Annotated in this window: 6 protein-coding genes; 5 read left to right on the top strand and 1 reads right to left on the bottom strand. The window is 67.9% G+C overall.

The window, feature by feature from the left end; all coding sequences use genetic code 11:
• The gene (locus tag AC1DIQ_RS10745; RefSeq protein WP_121040403.1) at window positions 1-843 is read left to right on the top strand and encodes a response regulator; all 843 of its coding nucleotides are present in this window, start codon (window positions 1-3) and stop codon (window positions 841-843) included.
• Window positions 840-1,559, top strand: a complete 720-nt coding sequence (ung, locus tag AC1DIQ_RS10750) for a uracil-DNA glycosylase (RefSeq protein WP_121040401.1) — start codon at window positions 840-842, stop codon at window positions 1,557-1,559. The genes AC1DIQ_RS10745 and ung overlap by 4 nt, the downstream gene beginning before the upstream one ends.
• A gap of 17 nt (window positions 1,560-1,576) precedes the next feature.
• Here the strand turns inward: ung and AC1DIQ_RS10755 are convergent, their stop codons facing one another.
• A complete protein-coding gene (locus AC1DIQ_RS10755) occupies window positions 1,577-1,936 on the bottom strand; it encodes a helix-turn-helix domain-containing protein (RefSeq protein ID WP_121040399.1) in 360 nt (119 codons plus the stop codon).
• A 468-nt stretch (window positions 1,937-2,404) separates the two neighbouring features.
• Here AC1DIQ_RS10755 and AC1DIQ_RS10760 point away from each other — a divergent pair, with 468 nt between their 5' ends.
• Genes AC1DIQ_RS10760 through AC1DIQ_RS10770 form a run of 3 tightly spaced genes read left to right on the top strand, consistent with a single transcriptional unit; the run spans window position 2,405 to window position 20,523 of the window.
• On the top strand, window positions 2,405-4,432 hold the full coding sequence (locus AC1DIQ_RS10760) for a hypothetical protein (RefSeq protein ID WP_478049999.1): 2,028 nt from the start codon (window positions 2,405-2,407) through the stop codon (window positions 4,430-4,432).
• Window positions 4,433-4,478: 46 nt separating this feature from the next.
• Window positions 4,479-16,841 (top strand): Ig-like domain-containing protein, encoded by a 12,363-nt coding sequence (locus tag AC1DIQ_RS10765; protein WP_478050000.1) that lies wholly within the window; start codon window positions 4,479-4,481, stop codon window positions 16,839-16,841.
• Window position 16,842: 1 nt separating this feature from the next.
• Window positions 16,843-20,523 carry a TonB-dependent receptor gene (locus tag AC1DIQ_RS10770; protein ID WP_478050001.1) on the top strand — a complete coding sequence of 1,227 codons (3,681 nt, stop codon included), beginning with the start codon at window positions 16,843-16,845 and terminating at the stop codon, window positions 20,521-20,523.
• Window positions 20,524-20,755 lie beyond the last annotated feature (232 nt).

A 20,755-nucleotide genomic window follows, 5' to 3' on the forward strand; every position in this document is an offset into this window, starting at 1 on the left:
ATGCGTCCGCAAGCCCTCAAGCACCTCGCCGACGACGCACCGCGCGTGATGGTCGTCGACGGCTCCAAGCTGGTCCGCAAGTTGATTGCCGATGTGCTGCAACGCGAACTGCCGGCAGTGGACGTGGTGGGCTGCGCGAGCATCGCCGAGGCGCGTGCGGCGCTGGATGCCGGGCCGGTCAGCCTGGTCACCACCTCGCTCACCCTGAGCGATGGCGACGGGCTCGACCTGGCGCGCATCGTGCGCGACGCGGCCGGCCAAGCCTACGTGCCGGTGATCGTGGTCTCCGGCGATGCGCAGCAGCATCTGGAGCAGCGCCGCTTCACCGAGTACGTCACCGATTATTTCGACAAGGCGCTCGGTCACGAAGCCTTGGCCACCTTCATCCGTGGCTATGTGCAGCCAGAGACCATTCCGGGCGCGACGATCCTGTATGTCGAAGACAGCCGCGTCGTCGCCGAGGCGACCAAGCGCATGCTCGAACGGCAGGGCTTGAACGTGCTGCACGTGTTGACGGCCGAAGACGCGTTCGCGCTGCTCACCGCCGAGTCGCTAGGCCGCAGCAGCCACCGCATCGATCTGGTGCTTACCGATGTCACGCTCAAGGGCGAGCTCAGTGGCCGCGATGTGGTGCAGCGCGTGCGCGTGGACTTCGGCTATGGCAAGCGCCGCCTGCCGGTGCTGGTCATGACCGGCGACGGCAACCCGCACAACCAGTCCGGCCTGCTCCAGGCCGGTGCCAACGATCTGGTGCAGAAGCCGATCGAAGAGCGTCTGCTCATCACCAAGGTGCTGTTCCAGCTGCGCCTATCCCGCCTCAACGAAAAGCCTGTCGTGCGATGAATGACGATGTAGTGCCCAGCATCCAGCTCGAAGCGAGCTGGAAGACGCGTATCGGTGATTACCTGCTGCGCCCGGAGATGCGGGAACTGTCCGCGTTCCTGCGCCAGCGCAAGGCCGCCGGTGCCCAGGTGTTTCCCCCCGGCCCGCAGATCTTCGCCGCGTTCGACGCCACGCCCTTCGATCAGGTCAAGGTGGTCATTCTCGGCCAAGATCCGTATCACGGGTATGGCCAGGCCCATGGCCTAAGTTTCTCGGTCATGCCGGGCGTACCGGTGCCGCCATCGCTGCTGAACATCTACAAAGAGATCGAGGCCGATCTGGGCATTCCGCGCCCGGACCATGGCTGCCTGTTGCCGTGGGCGCACCGCGGGGTGCTGCTGCTCAATGCGGTGCTGACCGTGGAAGCGGGCAACGCCGGCTCGCATCAACGGCGCGGCTGGGAGGGCTTCACCGATCACGTGGTGGACACCCTCAACCGCGAGCGCGAAGGCCTGGTGTTTCTCCTGTGGGGCAGCTACGCCCAGCAGAAGGGCAAGGTCATCGATACCGGCCGGCACCGCGTGCTCAAGGCGCCGCATCCTTCGCCGCTGTCGGCGCATCGCGGCTTCCTCGGCTGCCGCCATTTTTCGATGGCCAACGAGTACCTGCAGCGCCGCGGCCACGATCGCATCGACTGGTCGCTGCCGCCGCGTGCCGCACTGGAGCCGGCGGCGTAATCACTGGCGGTCGTCATCTAGACGGCGAGCATCTCGATGATGGATTGCGCCACCTGCCGCTTGCGCGGTGGCAGGCGCCGCAGCAGCGACAGAACGTTGCCCTCCAGATCATCGCGCACGTAATCCTGTGCGGGCGCGGTCACCGTCAGTTCCTCCCCGCTGGCTTTGCACACGCCGCGGCCGGTGGCCAACCATTCGAATCGCACTCGCGTACAGATGGCGATATGTGCCAGATGCGACACGCTCGGGTGGGTACCTCCACGGCGTTCCCACTGCGCTACGGCACTGCGCTTGACCCCGGTTTCCACTGCCAACTGCGTTTGTGACATCCCTGCGCTGGTGCGTGCTGCGCGAATCCGATCCGACATCGCCAACATGGCCTTCCCCTCTCTCGTTCCTTGAACAGTGGATGGTTATCGATACTTACCGGGCAGTGATTCTTTTCTCCGCCTGTACAGAACTGCTTGCCGGCCTTGTCGCTGCAATCGCTCCACCGATAATCCGACGGGCGACAGTGAAACTTCCCCCTGTGCACGATGTGGCCGGTTTGACGATTTTCATCCGTGCACGTAGTTAATCCCTCAAGCCGGCCATGATGCGCCGGGACATCCAAAACATCGGAAGCAGGCCGATGCCCTGTCGATCATGGTCGGTACCCACCGGCCCGTGAAAGACCGCTTCGGCCAGGACGCAGGGGATGGCCGATGGATAGAGTTACTGGTGTGAAGTCAGCGTTACGGCGATTCAGCTTGAGGGCGTTTTCGCTGTTATTTGTGATGTTGATCGCATTAAGTGCGGGTATTTCTTCTGCCAGTGCGCAATCGGCCTGCACGGCCGGTGCGTGCGTGAGCGCCGGGCCCCGCCTGGCCTCGATTGATTCCACGCAGAGCCCCATCCTCAATCTGCTGTTCGGCGCACTGCTGCCTGGCACCACGCTGAATCTCAGCGTGGCCGACTGGAACAACCTGGCCGGCGCCAACATCAATCTCAACGCGCTGCTGACCCAGCTCAACGGCGGCGTGGTGGTCAGTGACCCCAGCCAAGTGCTCAACGCCAACATTACCCTGGGGCAACTGCGTGCGGCAATGGTGCAGGTGTTGCAGGCCGACGGGCAGACCGCGGCCGCCAACGTGCTCAACGCGTTGCCGCTCGGCGTGGCGGGCACGAGCGGCAGCATCCGCCTGGCGGACATCCTGCAGATCGCGCTCCCGACCGGCTCGCTGGCGACCGTGCGGCTCAACGTGCTGGACCTGCTCACTGGCGGCGTGCAGCTTTACAACTTCCGCAACGTCCTCACCACACCTGCCCCGATCACGGTCAACACCGCTGCGCTCGGCCTCAATGGCGTCGCCAATGTGCGCCTGTGGCTGCAGGCGGTGGAACCGCCGGTCTACACCTGCGGTGCCGCAGGGGCTGCCTTCCACAGCGCGGCGATCCGCATCAAGCTGGATCTGGATCTGGTACAGGGGTTGAACACCGGCACGCTCTCGGCAGCGCTCAATGGGCTGAATCTGCTGGGCGTCAGCCTGTCCAACACCAGCGTCACTGCCGATGTCCTGCATCTGCAGGTCTACGCCGATGTCGCGCGCGCGGAAGGGTCGATCTCGGCGATCAACCTGGTCGGCAACGCGGTCACGCTGCAGGCGCGGCCGGGCCTGGTGAACCTGTATGTCGGACAGATCAGCGATGCGACGTTCTTCAACCGCAGCACAGTGCTGACCGACACAGCGCTGAGTGCGGCCACGCTGACCTCGCTCAGCGTGCGGGTGCGGGTGTCGGCCAACGTGTTGGGGCTGCTCACGCCGATCGCTGACATCACCGTCCCGCTGACGGTCAGCATCCGCAGTTTCGCCACTGCCACCCCCGGGCTGCAGAGCGCCAGCTTCACCGGCCCGTATCCGCAGACACGCACGTTGAATGCCGGCACGGTCAGTGCGGCGACCATGGTCTCCACCCTGGTCAATTCACTCAGCATCCAGGTCACCAGCGGCAATCCCACGGTGACACTGCTGGGTGGCATCGCGTTGCCGCTGCCGGTGGCGGACCTCGTCAACGGCATCGTCAACGTGCTGCTCACCCCGATCCGCACGCAGGTCAATGCGCTGGTCACGCCGGTACTGACCGCCGTGCTCGGCGGGGTGGTCGACAACCTGCTGGGCCTGCTCGGCATCCGCATCGGCCAAGCGGTCTTCACCGTGGAAGGCATTACCCAGGCGTGCGCGGCGACAGTGCAGCTGGTCAAGGACCTGCAGCCGACCAGCGATAGCGGGCGGTTCAATCTGTCCATCACCTACAACGGCAGCACCGTCGGTTCGGCCAGCAATGTCGGCAACAACGGTGCCACCGCGCCGGTGATCACTGTCCCCGGCGGTAGCTACGCCCTGGCCGAAGCCGCCGCAGCCGGCACCACGCTGACCCGCTATGCCAGCACCTGGCAGTGCACGGACCAGAACAACACCGTGGTGTCCTCGGGCAGCGGCGGCAGTTTCACGCTGCAGGCGCCAGCGATGACCGCCACCGCGGTGACACTGGTCTGCCGGATCACCAATCGAACGCGCCAGGCGGATCTGTCGATCACCAAGACCGACGGCAGCGGCAGCTACACACCGGGCGGCACCGCCACCTACACCTTGCTGGTGCGCAACGACGGCCCGGATGCCGTCACCAACGCCGTGGTCACCGACAGCCTGCCCGGCGGCACCACGCTGCGTGGCGCCTGGACCTGCAGCGCCACCAGTGGCAGCACCTGCGCAGCGGCCAGTGGCGGCGCGGTGGGCGCCAACGCGGTGAATGTCGGGGTGAACCTGATCAACGGCGGGCAGGCCACGATCAGCGTACCGGTCAGTTTCAGCAGCAACCCGGGCGCGTACTAGCGCCCGGTGCAGTACGGCGGGTAGCGCGGGCTGACCCGCGCAGGGGATGGATGGGACCACTGGCTTCGAGGACGAGCGCATGGCAGCAACCGGCAAACACCGCAGGGCAGGGATGGCCTCGGCCCGCATCGCATGCGCGGTGGCCCTGCTCGCGTTGCTGCTGCCGCCGCCGCTGCTGGCGCAGAGCTATCCCAACCCGCTCAACAATACCGCCACCGTCACCGCACCGACCGACGTGGCCGATCCCGCATTGGGCAACAACAGTGCGACCGACAGCAACACACTGGCGCTGCAGGCCCAGCTGAGTGTCACCAAGACCCTGCTCAGTGCCACCCCGGTCGCCGCCGGGGGGGCGGTGCAGTACCGCATCCAGGTCAACAACGCCGGCCCGTCGGCGGCTTCGGGCGTGGGCGTGGTCGACACCGTCTCCGCGCTGCTCACCAATGTCAGCTGGACCTGCCAGGCCACCACCGCCGCCTCCTCGTGTGCACAGGGCAATGGCAGTGGCAACGCGATCAACGTGCAGGTCAATGTCGCGGTCGGCGACAGCGTCGTGCTGCTGGTCAATGGCACCGCACCCACCAGCACACCGGCCACGGTGCCGGCCAACAGCGTGTCGCTGGTACTGCCCACCGGTACCACCGATCCGACGCCGGGCGACAACAGCGCCACCACGCCAGCCATGCCGGTACAGGCCAACGCGCTGGTCGCCAACAACGATGCCTTCACTGCGCCGATCTCCTCGACCACGGGCGGCAGCACGCCCACCGTGCTCGGCAACGACACGCTCAACGGCGCGCCGGTGAATGGAGCCGATCTGATCATCGCGCTGCAGAACGCACCGGCCGGCTTCACCATCAACAGCGCAGGCGTGATCACCGTGCCCGCGGGTGCGGCCGCCGGGGCGACCACACTGACCTACCAGATCTGCGAAAACACCTTGCCGACCAACTGCGCCACCGCCACAGCCAGCATGATCATCGGTCCGACCGCGGTGAACGACAGCTTCAACGCCACCGGTGGCGCAGCGTCGCTCAGCGGCTCCGTGGCCAGCAACGACAACGCACCTGCCGGCGCAACCTTCAGCGCAGTCGGCACGCCGCCGACCGGGCTCACCCTCAACGCGGAGGGCAGCTTCGTCTATGCGCCCGCCGGTGGCATCGCCGCGGCGACCTCGTTCCAGTACCAGCTCTGCCTGCCGGCACCGGATGGCGGCGTGTGCGCCACCGCGACCGCCTCGATCGTGGTCAATGCCAATGCCCTGGTGGCCGCTGACGACACCTTCACCACGCCCCTGCCGTCCGGTGCGGGCGGGCTCACCCCGAGCGTGCTGACCAATGACACCTTCAACGGCGGCGCGGTGCCGCAGGCCCAGGTGACGATGACGCTGGTCGGTGCGCCGGCCGGGTTTGCCATCACCGGCAACGGCGCCATCCAGGTGCCTGCCACTGCGGCAGCCGGTCCCCTGGCCCTGACCTACCGCTTCTGCGAAAACGCGCTGCCGGCCAACTGTGCAACGGCCACCGCCAACCTGGTGATCAGCCCCGACGCGGTCAACGACACGGTGACCACACCCGGTGGCGGACAACCGGCCACCGGCAGTCTGGCCGGCAACGACAACATCGCCAGCGGTTCGGCCTACACGCTGGGCACCGCGCCCACCCGTGGCACCGCAGTGGTCAACGCCGATGGCACCTTCAGCTACACGCCCATCAACGCCAACACCGGGCCGGATTCCTTCACCTACCAGGTCTGCCTGCCGGCGCCGAACGCGACCGTCTGCGATACCGCCACGGTCAGCGTGAACGTGCAGGCCAACCAGATCGCCGCGGTCAGCGACGTGTTCACCACGCCGCTGCAGCCGGGCACCACCACCACGATCAGCCTGCTCGGCAACGACACCCTCAACGGTGCGGCGGTCCTGCCCGCCGCGGTCACCCTGGCCCTTACCGGCGCGCCGGCCAACTACGCCGTCAACGCGGCAGGACAGGTGTTGGTTCCGGTGGGTGCTGCGGCCGGCGCGGTGAGCTTCAGTTACCAGCTCTGCGAACTGGCCGCGCCGACCAACTGTGCCACTGCCAACGTGCAGCTGGTGGTCGCGCCCGATGCGGTGGACGATGCTTTCGTGGCCGTCGCAGGTATTGCCCTGGCAGGCAGTGTCGCGGGCAATGACAACGTGCCGACTGGCGCCCAGTTCAGCCTGCTTGCGGTGGCCGCGCACGGCACGGTAGTGCTCACTGCCGACGGCAGTTTCAGCTACACCTCGCAGTCTGCCTTTACCGGGCCGGATACCTTCCGTTATCAAGCGTGCCTGCCGGCACCGAATGCGGGCGTGTGCGATGCAGCCAACGTGACCCTCAACGTTGGCGCGGCCGCCATCGCGGCCGGCAACGATGACTTCACCGGCACGCCCCTGACCAGTGCCGGCGGGCTGACCGCCAGCGTACTGGACAACGACACTGTCAACGGCGCGCCCATCCCGCCGGCGCAGACCACGCTGTCGCTGATCAACGCACCGCCGGCGGGCTACACGCTCGAGCCCAATGGCCAGCTGCAGGTGCCCGCTGGCGCGCCGGCCGGGCCGGTCAGCCTCACCTATCAGCTGTGCCAGGCGGGAACCAGCAACTGCGCCACCGCCAGCATCGCGGTGGTGATCGCTCCGGATGCGGTGGCCGATGCCTACACCACGCAGGTGGCCACGCCGGTCAGCGGCAACGTGGCAGTGAACGACAACGTCGCTGTCGGCACCACCTATGCGGTGACCGGCGCGACACCTGCCGGGCTGGTGTTCAACGCCGATGGCAGCTTCACCTACACCCCGCCGGCGCAGTACACCGGCACCTCCACCTTCACCTACCAGGCCTGCCTGGCCGCGCCGTTGGCCGCCGTCTGCGATACCGCCACGGTCACCCTCAACGTCAATGCCGGCACCCTGGTCGCCAACGACGATGATTTCCGCAGCGCGATCCTCAATCCCGCCACCGGCGGCACCACCAACAGCGTGCTCGGCAACGACACCATCAACGGCGCGATCCCGCCGGCGCCGGGGCAGGTGATCCTGAGCCTGATCGGTGCACCAGCCGGCTACGTGATCAACAGCAACGGCACAGTGTCGGTTCCCGGCGGCGCAGCGGCCGGTGCGGTGACCTTCACCTACCAGCTGTGCGAAGCGGCATTGCCCGCCAACTGCGCTACCGCGTCGGTGCAGTTGCTGCTGGCTCCGGTGGCGGTCAACGACACCTTCAGTACACAGGTCGGCGTGGCGCTGAGTGCAAGCGTGGCCGGTAATGACAACGTCCCGGCGAACGCGGGCTTCAGCCTCAGCGGCACGGCGCCGGCAGGGCTGGTGTTCAACCCCGACGGCAGCTTCACTTACATCCCGCCGGTGGCAACCCAGGGCGCGGTGACGTTCGCCTACCAGGCGTGCCTGCCGGCGCCGGACACCGCGGTCTGCTCGGGTGGGACTGCGACGATCAACGTCAATGCCGGCACCCTGGTCGCCAACGACGATGATCTCCGCGCAACGCCGATCAATCCCGTCACCGGTGGCAGTACCGGATCGGTGCTGGGCAATGACGGCCTCAACGGTGCGGTACCGCCGGCGTCGGCCGATGTGCTGCTCAGCCTGGTCGGTGCGCCGGCGGGTTACACGCTGTTGGCCGACGGCACACTGACGATCGGCAGCGGCGTGCCGGCTGGTGCGGTGACGCTCACCTATCAGCTGTGTGAAGCGGCGCTGCCGAGCAACTGCGACTCGGCGCAGATAAGCCTGGTGGTGTCGCCGCTCGCCGCCGCCGACATCTTCTCCACCCCGGTGGGACAGTTGCTGGCAGGCGCCGTCGGCAGCAACGACAACGCGCCGGCCGGCGCGGTGTTCACGCTGACCGCAGCGGCGCCGGCCGGACTGCAGTTCGGGACGGACGGCAGCTTCCTCTACACCCCGCCGGCCGGCGTCACCGGGCCGGTCGCGTTCACCTACACGGTCTGCCTGCCGGCACCGGAGAGCACGCAGTGCAGCAGCGCCAGTGCCACGATCAACGTCAACGCCGGCACCCTGGTGGCGTTGGACGACGACTTCAGCGCCACCCCGCTGGCACCCGGCAGTGGCAGCGCGACCAGCGTGCTGCTCAACGACAGCCTCAATGGCACTACGCCGCCGGCGGCGGGCAGCGTACTGCTCAGCCTGATCGGCGCGCCGGCCGGTTACACGCTCGATGCAAACGGCCTGCTGCAGGTGCCCGTGGGCGCCACGGGCGGCGCCACGGTACTGACCTACCAAGTGTGCGAGGCGGTGCTGCCCGGCAACTGCGCCAGCGCGACCATCCGCCTGGTGGTAACCCCGTCGGCCACCAATGACACGTTCTCCACGGCGGCCGGGCAGGCGCTCAACGGCAACGTGGGTGACAACGACAACGTGTCGGGGGGCGCGCAGTTCACCGTCACCGGCACCGCGCCGGCCGGCCTGGTGTTCAGCGGCAGTGGCAGCTTCACCTACACCCCACCGGTCGGCACTACGGGCCCGGTCACATTCGCCTACCAGGTCTGCCTGCCAGCACCGAACGCTGCGTTGTGCGCGAACGCCAGCGCCACCATCACGGTCAACGCAGGTACGCTCGCTGCCAATCCGGATGACTTCAGCACCACGCCGATCAACCCGGTCACCGGCGGCAGCACTACCTCGGTGCTGGCCAACGATGCGCTCAATGGCAGCACGCCGCCGGCGGTAGCCGATGTGCTGCTGTCGTTGCAGGGCGCGCCGGCCGGCGTGGCCATCACCGCCGAGGGCGCGGTGACGGTGGCGCCGGGCACGCCTGCAGGGGTGAAGAACCTGACCTACCAGCTCTGTGAAGCGGCGGCGCCATCCAACTGCGCCACCGCCACCGCACGCGTGGTGGTCGCGCCGTCCGCCGTGGACGATGCGTTGTCCACGCCCTCGGGCCAGGTGCTGAACGGCTCGGTGGCCAGCAACGATAACGCGCCGGTGGGTGCCCAGTTCACCGTGCTCAACATCCCGCCGGATGGCCTCGTGCTCGCGGCCGACGGCACCTTCAGCTATACGCCCCCGGTCGGCTTCAGCGGCGCAATCCCGTTTGCCTACCGGGTCTGTCTGCCGGCACCGGATGCAGGCGTCTGCGCGACGGCCAGCGTCACCCTCAACGTCAACAGCGGCACGCTGGTAGCGTTGGACGACACGTTTGCCACCCCGCTCGCGCCCGGTGCCGCCTCGCCGTCGGTGCTGGCCAACGACACGCTCAACTCGGCCACGCCGCTGCCGGCCGAGGTGGTGCTGTCGCTGATCGGTGCGCCGACCGGTTTCGCCATCGCCACCGATGGCGCGGTCACGGTCACTGCCGGGACCGCCGCCGGCGCCACCACGCTCACGTACCAGATCTGCGAAGCCGCTGCGTCGTCCAACTGTGCCACCGCCAGTATCGCGCTGGTGGTGGCGCCTGCGCCGGTCAACGATGCATTCGCCGTTCAGGCGGGCCAGACGATCAACGACACGGTGTCGGGCAACGACAACATGCCCATCGGGTCGCTCTACAGCGTGCCGGGCGCACTGCCGGCCGGTGTGACCTTCAATGTCGACGGCAGCTTCAGCTACACGCCGCCGGCCGGCACCACCAGCCCCACCGGTTTCACCTACCAGGCCTGCCTGCCCGCACCGGACACGGCCATCTGCGGCACGGCCACGGTCACGCTCAACATCAACAACGGCGCGCTGGTCGCGAGCGACGACAGCTTCGGTGCGATCGCGCCAGGCGGTGCAACGCCCAGTGTGTTGAACAACGATGCGCTCAACGGCGTCAGCCCGGCACCGGCCTCCAGCGTCTCGCTGAGCCTGGTCGGCGCGCCGGCCGGATTCACGATCAACCCCAACGGCACGGTCTCGGTCGCGGGCAACGCGCCTACCGGCGCGATCACGCTGAGCTACCAGGTCTGCGAAATCGCCGCGGCGAACAACTGCGCCACCGCGAGCATCGCCCTGGTGGTGCGTCCGGCACCCGTCGATGATGCGATCGCCGTGCAGGCCGGTCAGCCCAACAGCGGCAACGTGTCGGGCAACGACAACATGCCGGCCGGCTCGACGTGGAGCGTGGCCGCGCCGCCCCAGGGCCTGGTGTTCAACAGCAACGGCAGCTTCACCTATACGCCGCCGGCCGGTACCGTCGGCCCGGTCACGTTCGCCTACCAGGCCTGCCTGCCTGCACCGGATGCCGCCATCTGCAGCACCGCCACGGCCACCTTGACCATCGCCGTCAACGCCGTTGTCGCCAACGACGATATCTTCGCCGCGCCGGTCACCGGGGGGGCGGCCACGCCGAGCGTGTTGAACAACGATTCGCTCAATGGCGTGAGTCCGCCGGCTGCGGCGACGGTGCAGCTGCTGCTGCTCGGTGCACCGGCCGGCTTCGTCATCAACAACGATGGCACCGTGCAGATTCCCGCCGGCGTTACCGCCGGGGCCACCGCACTGACCTATCAGCTTTGCGAGACGGCTTCGCCGACCAACTGCGCCACCGCCGCGATCCGCATCGTGATCACGCCGGCCCCGCAGAACGATGCGTTCTCCGTGCCTGCCGGCGGCACGCTCGTCAACGGCAGCGTTGCCGGCAACGACAGCATGCCGGCCGGCTCCAGCTGGGCCGTGCAGGGCACGCCGCCGAACGGGCTGGTGTTCAATGGCGACGGCACCTTCAGCTACACGCCGCCGGTGGGCACCACCGGTGCGGTGACCGTTACGTATCAAACCTGCCTGCCGGCCCCCAATGCCGGTGTCTGCGGCACGGCGACGGTCACGCTCAACGTCAACCTGGGCACGCTGGCGGCGGCCGACGACAGCTTTGTCGACATCGCGCCCGGCAGCGCCACACCCAGTGTGCTCGGCAACGATGCGCTCAACGGCGTCAGCCCGCCAGCCCCGGCCAGCGTGCAGCTGAGCCTGGTCGGCGCGCCGGCCGGCTACAGCATTGCCGCTGATGGCACGATCAACGTGCCGATCGGCGTCGTCGCCGGCGCGACCACGCTGACCTATCAGATCTGCGAAACCGCCGCGCCGTCCAATTGCGATACCGCCACCGTTGCGCTGGTGATCCGTCCGGCACCGCAGAACGATGCCTACGCGGTGCAGGCCGGTGGCACGATCAGCAACGGCAACGTGGCGGCGAACGATGGCATGCCGACGGGCGCGAGCTGGGCCGTGCAGGGCACGCCTCCGGCGGGCCTCGCGTTCAATGCCGATGGTACGTTCAGCTATACCCCGCCGCTCGGCACCACCGGTCCGGTCACGTTCACCTACCAGACCTGCCTGCCGGCACCGAATGCGGCACTGTGCGCGACCGCCACGGTCACGCTCAACATCAACACCGGCACCCTGGTCGCCGCCGATGACACGCTTGCCGGTGTGCTGCCGGGCGCGACCACGGCCGGCAGCGTGCTGGCCAACGACAGCCTCAACGGTGTCTCGCCGCCGGCGCCCGCCGATGTGCTGCTGAGCCTGGTCGGTGCACCGGCCGGCTTCACGATCAACCCGGACGGCACGATCAGCGTCGGTGGCGGGGTGACCGCCGGCCCGACCACGCACACCTATCAGATCTGCGAAGCCGCTGCATCGAGCAACTGCGATACCGCCAGCGTCACCGTGGTGGTGACGCCGCTGCCGCAGAACGACGCCTTCAGCGTGCAGCTGGGGCAGACGCTGGGCAACAGCGTGGCCAGCAATGACAACCTGCCATCCGGCGCGACCTGGGCGCTGCAGGGCACGCCGCCGGCCGGCCTGACCTTCAATGCCGATGGCTCGTTCACCTATACCCCACCGGGTGGCACCACCGGGCCGGTGACCTTCACCTACCAGGCCTGCCTGCCGGCGCCGAACACGACCCTGTGCGGCACAGCCACGGTCACCCTCAACATCACCACCGGTTCGCTGCTGGCCGGCAATGACACCTTCAGTGGCATCGCCCCCGGCACCACCTCGGCGGCCAGCGTGTTGGCCAATGACAGCCTCAACGGCGTCTCGCCGCCGGCTGCGGCCAGCGTAGTGCTGAGCCTGGTGGGCGCGCCCGCCGGCTTCGCGATCACGCCCAGCGGCACCATCAGCGTGGCCACCGGCACGATGGCAGGCGCGACCACGCTCACCTACCAGATCTGTGAGGCCGCCGCGCCAGGCAACTGCGCCACGGCCACGGTGACGGTGATCATCACTCCCACGCCGCAGAACGATGCCTTCTCGGTGCAGGCTGGGCAGAGTCTGGGCAACAGTGTGGCGACCAATGACAGCTTGCCGCCGGGGTCTACCTTGGCGATCCAGGGCACGCCGCCCGCCGGGCTTGCGTTCAACACCGATGGCAGCTTCACCTATACGCCGCCGATCGGCACGCCCAGCCCGGTGACCTTCGTTTACCGCGCGTGCCTGCCAGCACCGAACAGCAGCCTGTGCGGCACGGCCACGGTCACACTCAACGTCAACAACGGCACGCTCACCGCCGGCGATGACACGCTCACCGGCGTGCTGCCCGGTGCGACCACGGGCGGCAGCGTGCTCGCCAACGACAGCCTCAACGGCGTCTCGCCGCCGGCGGCCGCCGACGTGGTGCTGAGCCTGGTCGGCGCGCCGGGTGGCTTCACCCTCTCGCCGGACGGCACGATCAGCGTGGGCACCGGGGTGGTGTCCGGTTCGACCACGATCACCTACCAGATCTGCGAAGCGGCGGCGCCGGCCAACTGCGATACCGCCAGCGTCACCGTGGTCGTCACTCCGGCACCGCAGAACGATGCCTTCGCGGTGCAGGCCGGACAGACGCTGAGCAACACGGTCGCCGCCAACGACACCACGCCGCCGGGTGCGGTGTTCACCCTGCAGGGCACTGCGCCGGCCGGCCTGGTCTTCAACACCGACGGCACGTTTACCTATACCCCGGCCGCGGGTGTCACAGGCCCGGTCAGCGTCGCCTACCAGGTGTGCCTGCCGGCGCCGAACGGCAGCCTGTGCGGCGGCGCGATCCTTACCATCAACATCAACAACGGCCTGCTGGTGGCTGGCGATGACACGCTCACCGGCGTGGCACCCGGCACCACCTCCAGTGGCAGCGTGCTGGCCAACGACAGCCTCAATGGCGTCTCGCCGCCGGCCGCGGCGGATGTACTGCTGAGCCTGGTCGGCGCACCGGCCGGTTTCAGCATCACATCCGCCGGCACGATCACGGTGGCCAGTGGCACGACCTCCGGGGCCACGACGATCACCTACCAGATCTGCGAAGCCGCCGCGCCGGGCAACTGCGATACCGCCAGCGTCACTGTGGTCGTCAGTCCCGCCCCGCAGAACGACGTGTTCTCGGTGCAGGTCGGGCAGACCCTCAGCAACAGCGTGGCCAGCAACGACGCCATGCCCCCCGGTGCGCTCTACACCGTGCAGGGCACGCCGCTGCCGGGCCTGACCCTGGCCAGCAATGGTGGCTTCACCTATACGCCGCCGGCAGGCACGCCCAGTCCGGTCAGCTTCATCTACCAGACCTGCCTGCCCGCGCCGTACGCCGCCACCTGCGGCACCGCCCCGGTCACGATCAACATCAACACCGGCACGCTGGTGGCCGGTGACGACGTGCTCACCAATGTTGTCCCGGGTAGCTCGTCATCGCTCAGCGTGCTCGACAACGATCAGCTCAACGGTGTCAGCCCACCGCCGGGCAGCGCGGTGCAGCTAAGCCTGATCGGTGCACCGGCCGGCTTCAGCATCAATCCGGATGGCACGATCGCGGTGGCCGTTGGCGCCCTCTCCGGGGCCAGCACGATCACCTACCAGATCTGCGAGGCCGCCGCGCCGACGAACTGCACGACCGCTACCGTCATCGTGGCCGTTACACCGGTCCCGCAGAACGACAGCTTCACCGTGCCTGCCGGTGTGCCGCTCTCGGGCAATGTCAGCCTCAATGACAACGTCGCGCCTGGTGCGGTCTATACCCTGACCAGCGGTGCCCTGCCGGGCCTAGTGTTCAACGCCGATGGCACGTTCACCTACACCGCGCCGGCAGGCGTCACCGGTCCACAGAGCTTCACCTACCGCGTCTGCCTGCCCGCGCCGTACGGCGCGCAGTGTGGCGATGCCACCGTGACGCTCACCCTGTCCGGTTCGGTCAACGTGGTGCTGGCGGTCAATGATGACTTCACCGGCACCCCGGTGGACCCGGCCGTGGGCGGCACCATCGCCCGCTCGGTGCTGGAGAACGACAGCATCAACAACGTCTCCCCGCCGCCGGTCGGCAGCGTGGTGGCCAGCCTGACCGGCAGCACGCCCGGTTACACGATGAACAACCAGGGCCAGATCATGGTCGCGGCGGGCGTGCAGCCCGGCCAGGTGCAGCTGGCCTATCAGTTGTGCGAGAACGGCGTGCCGACCAACTGCACCACCGCGATCGCCACCGTGCGGATACAAGGCCCCATCGGTGCTCTGCTGGCGGTGGACGACAGCGGCGGCCCGGTCGGTCCGACCGGCAGCGTGCGCCTGCTCAACGTGTTCACCAATGACACGTTCAACACCGCATCGCTGGATCCCACCCAGGTGAGTTTCGCGCCGGTGGCCACCAACGCACTGCGCTTCAGCGCCGATGGCTGGGTGGATGTTGCCGCCGGGCAGGCCCCCGGCAGCTACAGCACGACCTACACGATCTGCCTGCTCAACCAGCCCACCGTCTGCGACACCGGCAACGTGACCGTGACCGTCATCGCGGGCGAACCGGGCGTGGATGCCACGGATGATCGCGTGGAGATTCCGCAGGACGGGGTGATCGAGATCGACGTGCTTGGCAATGACCGGGTCAACGGCACGCCGATCGATCCGGACACGGTCAGCGTGACCATCACCGCAGCGCCGCCCTACGGCACCGCAACGGTGATGCCGCGTGCCCGCATCCGCTTCGCTGCACTGGCCAACTTCTCCGGTGAGCAGAGCTTCGACTATCAGGTCTGCGACGTGGCTGATCCGGCGATGTGCGCGGGTGCGACGGTCACGGTCATGGTGGACCCGAACGTACTCACCTTGGCCGACGATGCCATGACCGCCGAAACCGCCGGGCCGCAGGTGATCGATGTACTGGCCAATGACAGCGCCCGCACCGCGCCGCTGGATCCGGCCTCCCTGCAGGTCGCGGTGGCACCGGCGCACGGTACCGCGCAATGCGGCAACGGCCTGTGCACCTACACGCCGGCGGCGAACTTTGCGGGCACCGACAGCTTCCGCTACCGGGTGTGCGACGTGTCCATCCCGGCCCCGTTGTGTGCCGAGGCCAATGTCGCGGTGACGGTGGCCGGCCAGCAGGCCGTGCTGCGCCTGACCAAGGTGGCCGGCAAACGCAGTGCGCAGATCGGTGACCTGGTGCGTTACACCGTCACCATCGACAACGTCGGTGAGGTGGATGCCAACGGCGCCACGCTGCTGGATACGCTGCCGCCGGGCTTCACCTTCGTGCGTGGTGGCTTTGCGGTGATCGATGCCGACAACGACGCGCGCACCAGTGGCGTGCAGCCGCTGCGCATCGATGGCATCGATGTGGCGGCGGGTGAGCGGGCCACGGTGGTGTACTACCTGCGCGTCGGCGCGGGCACCGGCACCGGCGTGCATACCAACCGCATCACCGCCATCGACGGCGAGAACCGCACGATCGGCAATGTCGCCTCGGCCGAGGTGGAGATCACCACCGATCCGCTGCTCGATGAAAGCCTGATCGTGGGCAGCGTGTTCGACGACCGCAACGGCAACGGCATCCAGGATGACGCTGAGCGCGGCATTCCCGGCGTGCGCATCGCAGCGGTGGAAGGCCTGTTGATGGAAACCGACGCCTTCGGCCGCTACCACCTGGTCGGGATCCCCGGTGGCGAGGCGCGCGGGCGCAACTTCATCCTCAAGGTGGATCCCTCCACGCTGCCCGCCGGTGCGCGTTTCACGACGCCCAATCCGTTGGTCCGCCGCATCACGCCCGGGCTGCCGGTGCGCTTCGACTTCGGCGTGCGCATGCCCGAAGGTGCACTGAGCACAACCGCATCGAACCCGACCGCGCCGCCGGCCGCCCCGGCATCGCGCCCCGCGCGGATCGAACTCGGCGAGGCGTTGTTCGCCCCAGGCACGGCACGGCTGGACGCCGACCGCGCGCCGGTGATCACAACGGCCGCCCAAGCACTGATATCGCGCGGTGGCGGGCGCCTGCAGCTCAGCGCTGCCGCCGGGCAGGTGCCGCTCGCCCTGCAGCGTGCACAGGTGCTGCGTGAGGCACTACGCCCACAGCTGCCGGGCCCGATCGCCACGGCAACCACGGTCGAGGTGCTGGGCACCGACGGACGCGTACTGCATCGCCTGCGCGTGGACGATCCCCCCGAGCCTGCCAGTCCCGGCCGCACGACCGGGGAGGGGCGCTGACATGGATATGAACCTGATTCCGAGCCCGATCTCCCGCCGCCTATCCCTCGGCCTGGCCAGCGCGCTGCTGCTGGCACTGCCGGCCGCCGCCCAGCCGGTCACACCGGCGCCGTCCCCCGCGCCGATCCGCTGCGAGGCCGACAGCTGCCGCAACGATGACGGGCTGCTGCTGCGCATCCTCGATGACAGCGAGCCGGCGCTGCCGCTACCCGGCCGCGCGGAGCGTCCCACGGCCGGCGCGGTGCCCGCATCGCCGGCAGTCACCCCGGATGTCGCCGCGCGTGGGGGCCAGTTCATGGCCGAGCTGCCCAACGGCGGCGTGGTGTGGGCCACCGAAGACCCGACCATGGTGCCGCCCAGCCTGAGCGTGCAGGCGGCCGCCACGGTGCCGTTCGAGAACGGCCGGGTGGTCCGCCCGCTGCGCTTCCACAGCTACAACAACTACGCCTCGTTCATCCAAAAACTGGAGGTGACGCTGTATCGCGGCACCGACACGGATCTGGTCACGCCGCTGGCCCGCATCGAGCTGCCGGCCGACTATGTCGGCGACGCGGAGTGGAGTGGCGAGTTGCCGCCGCAGATCAAGCTGCGTACCGGCGATGAGCTGATCTACGTGGCGCGCGCCTACGGCACTGGTGGTGCGTTCGATGAAACCCGCCTCCAGCGCATCCAACTGGTGACCCCGGCCGATTTCGACCGTGGCCTGCAGATCACCCGCGAGAGCGTGCAGAAGACACTTGGCCAGGCGCTGGATGGCGACAGCGCGCAGGACCTGCAGCTCAGCAACAGCATCTATGGGCAGAGCATGCTCCGCCTGCAGAACATCCCCATCCACGGGTCGCGCGTGCGCCTGTATGGCCGCAACCTGGAGCCCAACAGCCGCGTGCGCATCAACGGCCAGGACTTCCCGGTCGATCTGGAGCAGAAGTTCGCGGCCGAGTTCCTGGAGCCGGTGGGTGAGCATCGCTACGACGTCAGTGTCGAATCACGCGATGCACCCTCCGCGCAGCGTCAGCTGGATGTGGATGTCACCGGCCGCTACCTGTTCCTGGTCGCCATCGCCGATGTCACCGTCTCCAAGAACAGCGCCAGCGGCAATCTGCAGCCGCTCGCCGCCGATGATCGTGACGATGACAGTTTCCTCAGCGAAGGCCGGCTGGCGTTCTATCTGAAGGGCAAGCTACGCGGCAAATACCTGGTCACTGCTCAGGCCGACACGCAGGACCGTGAGCTGAAGTATCTGTTCCGCGATTTCACCCAGGCCGACGCACAGGACGTGTTCCGCCGCCTGGATCCGGATCTGTACTACCCGGTCTATGGCGATGACTCCACCACCTATCGCGACGTGGATACGCAGGGGCGGTTGTACCTGCGCGTGGATTGGGACCAGAGCCAGGCCGTGTGGGGCAACTACGCCACCGGCATCACCGGTACCGAGTATGGCCAGTACGTGCGCTCGCTCTACGGTGGTGCATTGAACTGGCGTTCGCTGGAGGCCACGCCGCTGGGCGAGGCGCGCTCGCAGGTGAAGGTGTTCGGCTCCGAGGCGCAGTCCGCCCCGGGCCACAGTGAATTCCTCGGCACCGGCGGCAGCCTGTATTACCTGCGCCATACCGACGTGTTGCCTGGTTCGGAGCAGGTGGTGCTGGAAGTGCGCGACCGCACCACCGGCCGCACCGAAACGCGCGCCACGCTGCAGGAAGGCGTGGACTACGAAATCGACAATCTTCAGGGCCGTTTGATCCTGACCCGTCCGCTGGCGCAGCTGACCCGCGAGAACGTGCGCAGCATCACCCGCGACATGCCGCTCGATGGCTACGACCAGCTGCTGCTGGTGGACTACGAATACGTGCCGCTGGGCTTCAGCAGCGATGACGTGACCTACGGTGCGCGCGGCCGGCAGTGGATCGGCGATCACGTGGCGATCGGCGGCACCTGGATCGACGAGAACCGCAGCGGTGAGAACTACAGCCTCAAAGGCGCTGACCTCACCCTGCAGGCCGGGCGTGGCACCTATCTGAAGATGGAGCAGACCCGCACCGAAGCGACCGCCGCCCCGGTGTTCTATTCGGACAACGGTGGCCTGAGTTTCATCCGCCGCAACCCGTACGAAGGCCGGCGCTCGGGCACCGCCAGCGCAGTGGAAGCGCGGGCCAACCTGCGCGAGCTGGGCTGGACCACGCAGGACTGGAGCCTGGGGGCGTGGTGGCGCGACGTCGATGCCGGCTTCTCGGTTGCGCGCCAGGACACCGGCCTGCCGATCCAGGAGTACGGCGCCGAGTTCCTCGGCTACCTCACCGACGACCTCAGCCTGTACGGCCGCCACACCCGCACCGAGCAAGGCGAACTGGCGCTGGAGCAGAGCCAGCTGACCGCCGAGTGGCGGCTGGGCAACGACGGCCAGCTGACCGGTGAACTGCGCCGCGTGCGCGAGGAGCAGGAACTGCAGAGCGTGGACGCACTGCTCGCTGCGATCGGTTACCGCCAGCGCTTCGGCGCGTCGTGGGAGCTGTACGGCACCGGGCAGGTCACGCTGGACGATGACGGCGGTGCCTACGAGAAGAACGACCTGCTGACCCTCGGCGCGCGGTACTTGTTCGGTGATCGCAGCAGTGTCGGTGCGGAAGTGAGTGGTGGCAGCCGCGGCCATGGTGCCAAGGTCGATGGCGAGTACCGCATGGCACCGGATCACAGCCTCTACGGCAGTTACAGCTACAGCACCGACCGCACCGGCACCGATCCGCTGTTCGATACCGGCCTGCAGAGTGGCTGGACGCTGGGCCAGCGCTGGCGGCTGAGCAACCAGGTCAACGTCTACAACGAGAGCCAGTATCTGAAGGATCGTCGCCAGGACAGCGCGGGCATCGTGCATACCTTCGGCATGGATTTCTACCCCGCGCAGGGCTGGAACCTGGGCTTCACGATCATGGACGGCGAGCTGGATTCCACCGTCGGCCATGTCGATCGCCGCGCCTACAGCGTCAGTGGCGGGCGCACCGATGCGGTGGCGCAGTGGAACAGCAAGCTGGAGTACCGCCGCGACAGTGGCGCCGAGCAGCGCGAGCAGTGGGTGACCACCAACCGCCTGCTGTACAAGCTCAACGAAGACTGGCGTTTCGCGTTGCGCGCCAACTACGCCGATACCGAAGACCGCATTGACCGCCTGGCCGATGCCAAGCTGGTGGAGACCAACATGGGCTTCGCCTGGCGCCCGCACGACAACACGCGCTGGGCCGGCTTCGGCAAGTTCACCTATCTCTACGACGTGGCCTCGCTCGGGCAGGAGGGCGGCAACCTGTACGACCAGCGTTCGCAGATCCTTTCGCTCGAAGGGATCCGCCAACTGGGCGCGCGCTGGGAAGTGGCCGGCAAGCTGGCTTCGCGCTGGGGTGACTACCGCACCGGGCGCGGTGAGGGGGCCTGGTTGGACAGCCGTGCCGACTTCGCTGCCTTGCAGCTGCGCTATCGCCTGTTCGCGCAGTGGGAAGGCCTGGCCGAGCACCGGTGGTTGAAAGTGCGCGACGGCGGCGTGCGCAAAGGTTGGCTGGTGGGCGTGGACCGCCGGGTGGGGGAGAACTTCAAGGTCGGGGTGGGCTACAACTTCACCGAATTCAGCGATGACATGACCGAGCTGAAGTACGACCAGAAGGGGTTTTTCTTGAACATGGCAGGGTATTACTAGGCGTCGGTGGGTTCGGGCCTGCCACGCATGGCGTGGCACTACCGGGGATCGCGGTGTTGGCGGTCGGCTCCGGTGGGGGCAGGGGGTAGGGCCAGGCCATGCCTGGCTGAACTGCCGGCAACCTTTCCAGGATGAATGGGCGTTTCCTGCGGGCTGTTCAGCCAGAAAACACGCGATATCCCCCGATTCATCATCGTATCCTGTTGATTTAATGGGGTTTGATGCCTCGTTC

Source organism: Stenotrophomonas sp. 05L413 (assembly GCF_056397945.1).